The following is a 9,863-nucleotide window of genomic DNA, read 5'->3' as shown; positions in this document are numbered from 1 at the left end:
AGCCCCGTCTCCGTGCCCACCCACACCGTGCCGTCCGCGTCCGCCAGCAGCGCCAGCACCACCTCGCCGGGCAGCCCGTCCTTCAGCGTGAAGCGGTGCAGGCCCTTGCCCTCCTCGAAGCGCCACAGCCCTCCTTCGGAGCCCAGCCACACCGCGCCGGAGGCGTCCTCGGCCATGACGATGATGGGCTCCGTCGACAGCCCCTGCCGCTCGCCGAACACCGTGACGTCGCCGCCCCGCACCCGCGCCAGCCCCTCGCGCGTGCCGAACCACTGCGTCCCGCGCGAGTCCACCAGGATGGACGTCACCACGTGGTCCGGCAGCCCCTGCACGCGCGACGACTTCGCGAAGCGCTGCCCGTCGTAGCGGAACGCCCCCGCCTTGGAGCCCACCCACAGCGTGCCGTCCGGCGCCTCGTGCAGCGCGGTGATGACCGGGTCCGTGCCTCCCTCGAAGTCCTCCATGCGGTGGATGCGCCCGTCGCGCAGGTAGAACAACCCGCCGCCCACCGTGCCCAGCCACACCGTGCCCCGCTTGTCCTGCAGCACCGTGCTGACCGTCTCGTTGCTCAGGCCCTCCGGGGCGCCGTACGTGGCGAACGGGCCGTCGCGCAGGCGGAACAACCCCGAATAGGTGCCCACCCACAGCGCCCCGTCCCGGTCCTCGAGCAGCGACAGCACCTCCGCGTCCGCGAGCCCCGCGCCGTGCAGCGGTGAGCTGAAGCCGTCGACTTCGCGCCGCACCAGCCCGCCCCGCCGCGTGCCCACCCATAGGTTGCCCTGGCTGTCCGCCAGGAGCGCGGTGACAGTGGCCGGCAGCCCCTCCGTCGCCGTGAAGCGCGTGGCCACCACGCCATTCCACGAGACGAGCCCTGTCTCCGTCCCCATCCACAGCGTGCCGGCGACGTCCTGGAAGAGCGCCGTGACTTCCGGGCGCTCGTCGGGGCCCGGGACGGGAAAGGGCGTCTGCCGCACCTGCCCACCCTCCAGCAACGCCAGGCCCGCCTTGGTGCCCACCCACAGCCGGTTGTCACCACCCGCTCGCGCCAACGCGGTGACGAAGGAGCCCGGCAGACCGTCGGCTTCCGTGTACTGGCGCGCCACGCCCTCGCCCAGCGGCACCTGCCAGAGCCCACCGGAGGTGCCCACCCACAGGGCCCCCTCGCCCACCAGCAGCTCCTCCACCCGCACGCCCTCCAGCGGCGCGGAGGCACCGGGGGCGCGCTCGAAGCGGCCATCCACGTAGGCCACCAGCCCCTGGTCCGTGCCCACCCACAGCACGCCGGAGGCATCCTCCGCGAGCGCCTTGATGGTGTGGTTGCGCAGCTCCGGCGTGTTGCGCTTGTCGAAGACGACGAAGCGCGCGCCGTCGAAGCGCACCAGGCCTTCCCACGTGCCCAGCCACACGTAGCCGTCCCGCGTCTGCGCCAGCGCCAGCAGGCTGTTCTGCGGAAGCCCGTCGTCGCTGCGCCACGAGTCCTGGCTGTACTGGGAGACCCATCGCTGGGGATCCAAGGCGAGGCCCGGCCGCGCCAGGACGAACCCGGCCAGCAGGACGAACCCCACGAACCCGCGCCAGATTGCGCGGAGCCGATGCCTCGAAATGCCCATGACGGCCCCAGTGTCCGGCAGAATCGACCGGGAGGCCAAACCTCGGGCGTTCACCCACAGTGGAACGTTGGCCGTTAACGGCCTCGGCGACAGCGGCGGGGGACCACCTGCCCCCCCACGACATCCAAACTTCCCCCCGCCGCTGTCGCCTCGTACGCCACCACCGCCGGCACCCGAGAGCCGTGCTCCCGGATGACCGGGGTCATGGCCCAAGCGCTCCTCGCTTCGAGACCCCGGTGGTGGGTGGGGTCTCGCCGCATCGCGCTGAACCCAAGATGGGAGCCACCCCTGTCTCGCGCCACTGCGGGAAGAAGACAGCAGTCACGTCCCACGGTCGCCCCAGGGCACCCCCTGGGCGGTTGTCCTCCCGCCCGGCGCCAGGCCGTGAAACAACCCGAACCCGCCTGCTCTCGCGGTGGCTTTCCGGACGAAGTCCAGGCGGCGGACGAAGGTGCATGACACCCCGAGGTCGCCGAACGTCTATGCTCCGCGCGCCGAAGAGCGAGGGTGGATGAGCGACGGGGCGTTGTTCTCGACGGACACGGTGAGCACCGAGGCGCGGTACCAGTGGCACCTGTGGGCCGCGGACGTGCTGGATGTGGCGACGTCGGCCCTGGTCGGCTGGGCCGCCCTGCGCGCGATGGAGCACGAGCGGACGCCGGTGGCGATGGTGCTGGCCATGGTCCTCTCCTGGCTCGCGTGGTCCGCGGTGGGCGGTATCTGGGGGCGGACGCTGTGGCGGCAGCTCCTGGGCGTGCGGCTGGTGCGCAACGCGGGGGCGCCGGGCGCTCAACGCGGCCTGGTCCGGGCCTTCACCACGCCCGTCGACCTGTTGGTGGCGCCCGTGCTGCAACGCCGGCCCTTCGACACGATGCTCGGCCTCTACGCGGAGCCGGTGACGGCGGGCGCGGGGGCCCGGCTGAGGGGAATGGCCCCGCAGCTTCCCTGGCTGGCGCTGCTGGCGGGCGCGGTGTGGCTGCTCGTCACTCCCACGCGCGCGGAGATGCTCAAGTACCTGGGGAGCACGTTGACGGGCTGGCACTGCTGCCACGGCACGCGGGACGTGACGTGGGAGTGCCGCACGTCACTGAACCGCGCGGTGCGCGAGGCGAACTCCGGCCGCGAGGACGTGCGCGCCGTCGTGGCGGACTGTCCCGTGGCCTCGGAGCGACTCGCGAAGCCGTGAGCCGGAGCGACAGGGGTCAGCGCAGCGTGGTGATGAGCTGTCCCTCGTCGCAGAACACGCCCACCTTGCCGGGCTCGACGAAGTGCTCGGCGTGGGTGGCGAAGTTCTTCACGGCCCGCTCCTTGTTGGGGGGCAGGATGCCCAGCATGCCCCGCTGACGGCGGTCCTTCACCACGGAGCAGTTGGTCCAGACGAAGTCGTCGAGGTTGCGGACCGCCACGCCGCTTCCACCAAACGGGCCAATGCCGCCCGCCTTCCTCACCGCGCCCGTGAGGAGCTTGGGCGCGGCAATCATCGGGGGAGCGGGCTTCGACGGCTCGGCGGCGGCCTCGGGCTCGGCGGGGGTTTCGTCGGGGAAGGACTCCAGTTCGGCGCCGACCTCTGGCAGCGCGATGAAGCGCGGGCCCGTGGCCGCCCTGGCGGACTCGTCGAGGCTCAGCCGGACCATCCGCGCCTTGATGCGGTCCCTGGGGGTGGCGCCCGCCCATGACACCGTGGCGCGCCCGAGCAACACGCGCTGCATGTTCTTCGCGGGGCCCACGACATTGAACTTCTGGCGCATCCGCAGGGGAACAGCCTGGGGGCCCCTGACGGCATAGCCGCCGTTCTCCTCCACCACCGCGAGCGCCACCTCGGGCGAGACATAGGTGACGCCCTTCTCGGGCTTGGGAGCCACGGCGACGGGCTCGGGAGCCGGCTTGGGAGCAGTCGGCTTCGGCGTGGGCGTGCGCTTGGGTGGCAAGGGCTCCCGGGTCGCCACCACCTCTGGTTCCGGCCTCGGTGCCGGCTTGTCGACAGGAGGCGGGGTCGGACGCGTCTCGGCGGTGGTCGGCGGAGCGGGCTTCTTGTCCGAGGTGGGAGGCGGCGGTTTCGCGGCGACGGGCGGAGGAGGCGTGGGGGCGTCCGGGCCGCCCTGACCCTTGACGAAGTGGGCCGTCGTCACCGCGGTGCCGACCATCAACAGCAGCACCGTGAGCGCGATGACGAGCATCGTCCCCGTCTTCCGGGAGGACGCGGGCTTCGCGGCCACAGCGGTGTTGACGGATTGGGAAACGGACGCCGTCGACACCGGAGCCATGGGGCCCGACGAGGCCGCCTGGACCACCGGGCCCGACGACGGGGCGCCGCTCGCGGCCATCGCCACCCCACCCGCGACGCCTCCGGAGCCGGGACGCAGCGTGGTGGCATCGGTGCCCATCGCGTCCTCGGCGGAGGGAACATCCTGCCGGGCCATGCCGGCCACGCGCCGCTCATTCGAGGGAGCGGGCGGCTCCGTCGGCGCGCGCATCATCGTCGGCTCGAAGCCCGACTGCGCGGTGTTCTCCGGAGTGCCCTGGGGCCCGGTGCCGAACGCTCCCGTGCCGGTGCCACCGGCCAGGACGGGCATCGGCGCGGGCGTGCGGTGGTGGCTCCCGGACGACGTCACCTTGGAGATGAGCTGTCGCTGCGCGGCGAAGGCCTCCGGACACAGCGCGCGGACGAAGTGGCCCACTTCCTCGGCGCCCACCGCGGCGCCCGAGCGCACCAGCTCCCCGTTGAGCGCCCGCGCCAGTTCGTCCGAGCGCGAGTAGCGTTCATCCGGACGGGCGGCCAGCGCGCGACGCACGACGGCTTCCAGCGCCTCGTCCACGTCCCCGCGCAGCCCCTTCATCGACGGCACGGTGGGCTGCGACATGGCCGCCATCATCTCGCCCACCGTCCCGTGGGGGATGAGCGAGCGGCCGGCCAGCATCTCCCACAGCACCACGCCGCACGAGTAGATGTCGCTGCGGTGGTCCAGCGCCTCCGCGCGCACCTGCTCCGGCGACATGTAGCCCAGCTTCCCCATCACCGTGGCGGGCAGGGTGTACTTGCTGCGCGCCGCGGACTTGGCCAGGCCGAAGTCGATGACCTTGACCTCACCCTCGTACGACACCATGACGTTGTGGGGTGACACGTCGCGGTGGACGATGCCCAGGGGCGAGCCATCCGGCCCCACCTTGCGGTGCGCGTAGCCCAGGCCCTCCGCCATGCGCTGGCCCAGGAACAGCGCCACCGGCACCGGCACCTGCGCGCCCTGCAACCGCGCCTGCTCCAGCAGGTACGCCAGGTCCACGCCGGCCACGTACTCCAGCGCCATGTAGTACGTCCCGTCCGCCTCCCCCATGTCGTACACCTGGGCGATGGACGAGTGGACCAGGTGCACCAGCACCTTGGCCTCGTGGTGGAAGCGGTCCAGGAACTGCCGGTCCTTCAGCAGCGTCGGGAGGATGGTCTTGACGATGCACGGCTTCTCGAAGCCGGCCGCGCCGCTGATCTTCGCCAGGAACACCTCGCCCATGCCGCCCTGGCCCAGGGGATGGACGAGCTCGTAGCGCCCGAGGAAACGGGAGGACTCTGTAGGTGCGGTGCTCATGGCTTCTCCTGGCAGCGAAGCACCCGGACACACACGGAATCAAGCTGTCGAGGGCCCTTCTCGCATCTGTCAGACACCGTACGCGCTCGGAACATCAACCCGCCTGCCCTGGCCGGGGTGTCAGACCGGTGAGGCACAACTGTCAGTGAACCTCCTGTCTTCCAGTACGTCCAGCGCCCGGCCGCGTTGAACCCGTGGACGAAGGACTCCCGCGTCCTCCTCCTCCGAGGTGGGCGGTGAGCGCGGGTTTCAGGACAACCGGCGCCTGGGGTGGCCCGGGCCGAAAGCCAGTTTGAGACAGGCGGGCCACACAGGATGTGAACCCGCGCACCTCCCGTCGCCGCGCCCCCGGTCGGGCCGTTGCCGCGACGCGAAGCGATGCGCTCCCTGGGAACAGGTGGGGCCGTCCGGCCGGAAGCCCTCCGGCCGGGCCTCGCAGTGTCGCCCGGGTGGTGACGAAAGGAAGTGCCTCATGACGCGCTGGGGATTCATCGGGTTCTTGGCGGTCGCGGGCTGTCTGCCGGACGAGTCATCTCACCGGGATGCCCAGCTGACCGCCTGTCCCGGCATCACCGCGGGCATGTTGCCGGGCGAACCTCACGGGAAGGCGACAGCGGGGCTCGACTCTGGCGACGAGGACGGCCGTGAGCGCGTCATCATCCGCTACCGGCGCGAGGACGGGGTGACGGCGGCCCAGGTGCACCAGCTCGTCGGGCAGGTGACGGCGACCTTCCGGAACGTGCCGGCCGTGGCCGCGCGCGTGACGCCCGAGGAGCGGCTGGCCCTGGCGTTGGACCCCCGCGTGGAGAGCATCGAACCGGACCAGAAGCTGTACGCCCTGGGGACCTCCGCGCCGACGGCCCTGGCGCTGGCGACCACCCTGGCTGGCACGCGGGAGTACGTCGGAGAGCTGCGCCGGGTGCAGGCGCTGGAGGTGTGGGACCAGGATGGGGACGGGCTGCCGGACCCCGGGGCGGTGACGGGCGCGGGCGTGAAGGTGTGCGTCATCGACAGCGGCCTGGATTTGGACCACCCGGAGCTGCGCGACGCGGTGGTGGCGGCGCGGGACTTCCTGGATGGGGACGACGCGCCCAGCGACCGGGACGAGGAGCGGTGGGGCTCCGGCCACGGCACGCACGTGGCGGGCATCATCGCGGCGCGGCCGGGGCTGGGGGGACGCGGCGGGCCGGTGCTGGACGAGCGCGGACTGATGGGCGTGGCGCCCGGTGCGCAGCTCATCATCGCCCGGGTGCTGAACCTCGAGGGAAGCACCCACATGAGCCTGGTGATGAAGGCGCTGGAGTACTGCCAGGCCGAAGGCGCGAAGGTGGCCTCGCTGTCGCTGGGCGGCAGTCTGGGCAGCCTCAACACGGAGGAAGGCTTCAAGGCGGCGCTGGACGGCGGGATGCTGGTGGTGGCGGCGGCGGGCAACGAGGGGCAGGGCTTGATGTCCTATCCCGCCTCGGACCCGTCCGTGCTGGGGGTGGGCGCCCTGGACAACACGGACCGGCGCGCGGTGTTCTCCTCCTACGGTGAGGGCCTGGCGCTGATGGCTCCCGGCGTGGACGTGCTGTCCACCTTCCCTCAAGGCCGGGGCTCGTTCGCCGCGCTGGAGGTGGGCAACTCCCGGCCCATGTCGCGCTCGCTGCTGTACGCGCCGACCGGTGACACCTGGGGCTCGCTGGTGGACTGCGGCATGGGTGAATCGGTGGCCTCGTGCGGAGAGGACGGCAGTTGCCGAGGCTTCGTCGCGTATGTGCACCCGAGCGCCTACGTGCGGCCCGACCGGGCCATCGTCAACGTGATGCGGCAGGGCGCGCGCGCGGTCATCTTCGCCAGCGAGCTGATGGAGGGAGGCGCGGAAATCCTCTCCGTGCCGCAGCGCGGAACCTGGGTGCCGTCCGTCACCATCACCCAGGCGGCGAGCACGGTGATGGAGCGACAGCTCGGCGCCACCGCGAAGCTCAGCCTTCGCCCGGCGGACTACGCGTACATGTCCGGCACTTCCATGGCCACGCCGTATGTCAGCGGCATCGCCGCGCTGCTGTTCAGCGCGCGCCCCTCCGCCACGCCCGCCGAGGTGAAGGAGGCGCTCCTGAGCAGCGCGAAGGACCTGGGCGACAGCGGTTACGACGAGCAGTACGGCCACGGCCTGGTGCAGGCCCGGCGGGCGCTGGAGGCCCTCGTCGGCCCGGTGCCCTGAAGCCCCGCGTGCCCGCCCCTCCCTCCGGGGAGGGAAGGCCAGCGGGCCGACGTGTCCACCGCCCCGTCGATGAGAGGACGGGCGAGGGACATCAGACCCGGGAACATTGCCGGGATGGGGCGTGAACTCCACGTTGCCTTTCGGACGCTCGGAAAGGAGTCCGACATGAAGGCATTCGTGCGTATCGCGGGATGTGTGGCGGCGCTGTGGGGATGCGCCGTGTGGGCCCAGGAGGACTACCGCCCCAGCGCGGAGCGGGCCCCTGGAAACCTGGAGCCGGTGCAGGTCGATGAGCCCAAGAAGGAGTCGTCGAAGCACGCCGACACCGGCCTGTACGCGCAGCTCGGCGGCGGCGCGGAGGGCTACACCGGGCAGCTGGCGCCCCGGCTCGACGCGGGCTTCACGTACGGCGGCGCCATTGGCTACCGGCCCCTGGGCTTCCTCGGCGTGGAGCTGGGCTACAACGGCAGCGTCAACAACGTGGACATCGACGGGAACGGCCGGGCAGGAAGTCTGGGCGAGGGCGCGGACGTGGTGCGCAACGGAGGCCAGGCGCTCGTCATCGGCAACTTCACCGACGCCCAGTTGCAGCCCTACGCGGTGACGGGCATCGGCATCGACGACTACAACATCCGGCACGACGCGGTGGGCCGCGAGTTCGGCTTCAATGACGACACCAGCGGCTATGTGCCCGCGGGCCTGGGCCTGCGCTACCAGTTTGGCAAGCTCATCACCGCCGACGCGCGCGTGAGCTACAACTTCCTCTTCGACCAGGACTTCGCGCCCACGTCCGCGACGCCCAACGCCCTGGACGGCCGCTACATGGGGATGCTCCAGATTGGCGGCACCTACTAATCGAAGCCCGGCACGAAGAAGGCGCCCGGACCTGGGTGGGTCCGGGCGCCTCGTGCTTCGTGCCGCCACCGGGCCCTCGCTTCAGGAGGGCCGGTCAATCCCGATGCGCGCGGCGGACCACGTGCCCTGGAGCCACCGGGGCAGCTGGCTCTCGATTTTGTCCGCCTCCTGCTCCGTCACCTGCTCGCGCAGCGCCGCGAAGACGCCGTGCAACACGAGCCGCACGTTCTCCGGCTCGGCGTTCAGGTGGTTGGCCACCTGGAGGTAGAAGTCGTCGCGGTCCACCTTCCCGCGCACGCTGTCCGGGTGGCGGGGGCACGCATCCACGAGCCCCCGCAGGTCCTCGGGGAGCTGCTCGCGCAGCTGCCGCATCAGCCCGTCGGACAAAAGCTCCGACAGCCCGCGGAACACCGCCTCCGCCGCCTGCTCCGCCTCGAAGTCCGGGAGCTGCGCGGATACCGCGTCCATGAAGGACTTCCGGTCCGTGCCCACCCCCAGCCCCGACCACGACTGCGTCGTTTCCTGCTTCTGAATCGACATGCGCGTCTCCTCTCGCGCCTTCACCGTGGGGGCGCGGCGAGTGTCCGGCAGCAGGCAACAGGCCTGCTTCCCGGCCGCTCGGTCCGCGTCAGGCCTTGCGCCGTGCATTCCCAAGCATGGGATTCCCGTTCGCTCCTGGGACATCCAACCGACCCCGCGCAGCGCGGTATGTCTGCCTTTGATTCGACCGATGAACTGGACTCATGGCACCTCACCGCGAGTCCCTGCAGCCGGCGACAAGGCGTCCGGAACCACACGGAACTCCGGGGGATTTGCAAAAAACCCGGCACATCGCGTGCGAGAGGAATGGGTGGAATGAAATCCCGTCGCAATTGTACTGGGGGCGCGACGTAGGTCGTCTGTGCGGCGACCAGGCCGCCTTCTCTTTCCCCCACGAATTGAGGATTTTCATGTATCGCATCGCCGTTGCCGCCCTGTTCCTTGCTGCCACTGGTTGCGCCACCACGGGAGGCGCCGGGAGCCGCGAGGGCAACGCCACCGTCGCCGGTGTCATCCGTCTGCCGGAGAGCGGGCTCGCGCAGGCGGGCAACCCGTGTGACCAGCTCCGCGTCGTCGTCGCTCACGCGGCCACGCCCACGGATGCCCTGGGCAGGGCCATGGTGAAGTCCAGCCGTGGCAACCGCTGCTCCTTCACCATCTCCGGCATCCCCAGCAACACCGACCTGCAGGTCAGCACGGTGCCGGACGCCAGCCTGAAGTGCGACAACGGGTCGGTGCCCACCATCACCCCGGAGCCGTCCACCATCAAGATGGCGAACTACGGCACGGGCACGAAGGACTTCACGCTGAGCTGCGGCGCCTGAGTTCGGTTTGACGTCCGGAACCCTCCGCTCCCAACTCGAGCGGAGGGGCCGGGCAGCCCTCGGGACGTCCAGGAATTCCGGATTGCTTCGCGCTCTGAGGGGCGCGAGACTTCTGGGAGACCGCCCGCAGAGCGGCACGAGGTACCGGAGTGGACCGGGCCGCGATGGATGCGAAGAAGGACGACCCGGTGAAGATTCCAAGCAGTTGGCGCGCCGCCACGCTTGCCCTGAGCCTGGGCGGGCTGGGGTG

7 protein-coding genes are annotated in these 9,863 nt (G+C 71.1%); 4 read left to right on the top strand and 3 right to left on the bottom strand.

Annotation, left to right across the window (positions count from 1 at the left end):
- A partial coding sequence (locus HR086_RS40350) for a two-component regulator propeller domain-containing protein (protein ID WP_373564411.1) occupies positions 1 to 1,565 on the bottom strand: 1,565 nt, incomplete at its 3' end.
- A gap of 556 nt (positions 1,566 to 2,121) precedes the next feature.
- On the opposite strand from HR086_RS40350, the gene HR086_RS40345 reads away from it, so the two are divergent.
- Complete coding sequence (locus HR086_RS40345) at positions 2,122 to 2,796, top strand: hypothetical protein (protein WP_174460539.1); 675 nt, start codon at positions 2,122 to 2,124, stop codon at positions 2,794 to 2,796.
- Between the two features lie 16 nt (positions 2,797 to 2,812).
- Here HR086_RS40345 and HR086_RS40340 read toward each other — a convergent pair whose 3' ends face one another.
- Complete coding sequence (locus HR086_RS40340; protein ID WP_174468269.1) at positions 2,813 to 5,191, bottom strand: serine/threonine-protein kinase; 2,379 nt, start codon at positions 5,189 to 5,191, stop codon at positions 2,813 to 2,815.
- A gap of 472 nt (positions 5,192 to 5,663) precedes the next feature.
- Between HR086_RS40340 and HR086_RS40335 the strand changes: the two genes are divergently transcribed.
- Together HR086_RS40335 and HR086_RS40330 are read left to right on the top strand one after the other, a co-directional pair.
- Positions 5,664 to 7,394: a S8 family serine peptidase gene (locus HR086_RS40335; RefSeq protein ID WP_174468268.1), complete on the top strand. Its 1,731-nt coding sequence runs from the start codon at positions 5,664 to 5,666 to the stop codon at positions 7,392 to 7,394.
- A gap of 165 nt (positions 7,395 to 7,559) precedes the next feature.
- Positions 7,560 to 8,249 (top strand): hypothetical protein, encoded by a 690-nt coding sequence (locus HR086_RS40330; RefSeq protein WP_254623846.1) that lies wholly within the window; start codon positions 7,560 to 7,562, stop codon positions 8,247 to 8,249.
- Between the two features lie 81 nt (positions 8,250 to 8,330).
- Here HR086_RS40330 and HR086_RS40325 read toward each other — a convergent pair whose 3' ends face one another.
- On the bottom strand, positions 8,331 to 8,789 hold the full coding sequence (locus HR086_RS40325) for a DUF2267 domain-containing protein (protein ID WP_174458242.1): 459 nt from the start codon (positions 8,787 to 8,789) through the stop codon (positions 8,331 to 8,333).
- Between the two features lie 410 nt (positions 8,790 to 9,199).
- Here HR086_RS40325 and HR086_RS40320 point away from each other — a divergent pair, with 410 nt between their 5' ends.
- Positions 9,200 to 9,613 (top strand): hypothetical protein, encoded by a 414-nt coding sequence (locus tag HR086_RS40320; protein WP_174458241.1) that lies wholly within the window; start codon positions 9,200 to 9,202, stop codon positions 9,611 to 9,613.
- Positions 9,614 to 9,863 lie beyond the last annotated feature (250 nt).

It is taken from the genome of Myxococcus sp. CA039A (assembly GCF_013336645.1).
In the GTDB taxonomy this organism is placed as follows: Bacteria; Myxococcota; Myxococcia; order Myxococcales; family Myxococcaceae; genus Myxococcus; species Myxococcus llanfairpwllgwyngyllgogerychwyrndrobwllllantysiliogogogochensis.
The sequence above is the reverse complement of the archived record's forward strand: the minus strand, read 5'-3'. Positions and strand labels throughout refer to the sequence as shown.

What these genes read in the sequence shown, in the direction of transcription:
- HR086_RS40320 (WP_174458241.1), top strand. Translation starts at nt 9,200, where the DNA reads ATGTATCGCATCGCCGTTGCCGCCCTGTTCCTTGCTGCCACTGGTTGC.
- HR086_RS40340 (WP_174468269.1), bottom strand. Translation starts at nt 5,191, where the DNA reads ATGAGCACCGCACCTACAGAGTCCTCCCGTTTCCTCGGGCGCTACGAG.
- HR086_RS40330 (WP_254623846.1), top strand. Translation starts at nt 7,560, where the DNA reads ATGAAGGCATTCGTGCGTATCGCGGGATGTGTGGCGGCGCTGTGGGGA.
- HR086_RS40325 (WP_174458242.1), bottom strand. Translation starts at nt 8,789, where the DNA reads ATGTCGATTCAGAAGCAGGAAACGACGCAGTCGTGGTCGGGGCTGGGG.
- HR086_RS40345 (WP_174460539.1), top strand. Translation starts at nt 2,122, where the DNA reads ATGAGCGACGGGGCGTTGTTCTCGACGGACACGGTGAGCACCGAGGCG.
- HR086_RS40335 (WP_174468268.1), top strand. Translation starts at nt 5,664, where the DNA reads ATGACGCGCTGGGGATTCATCGGGTTCTTGGCGGTCGCGGGCTGTCTG.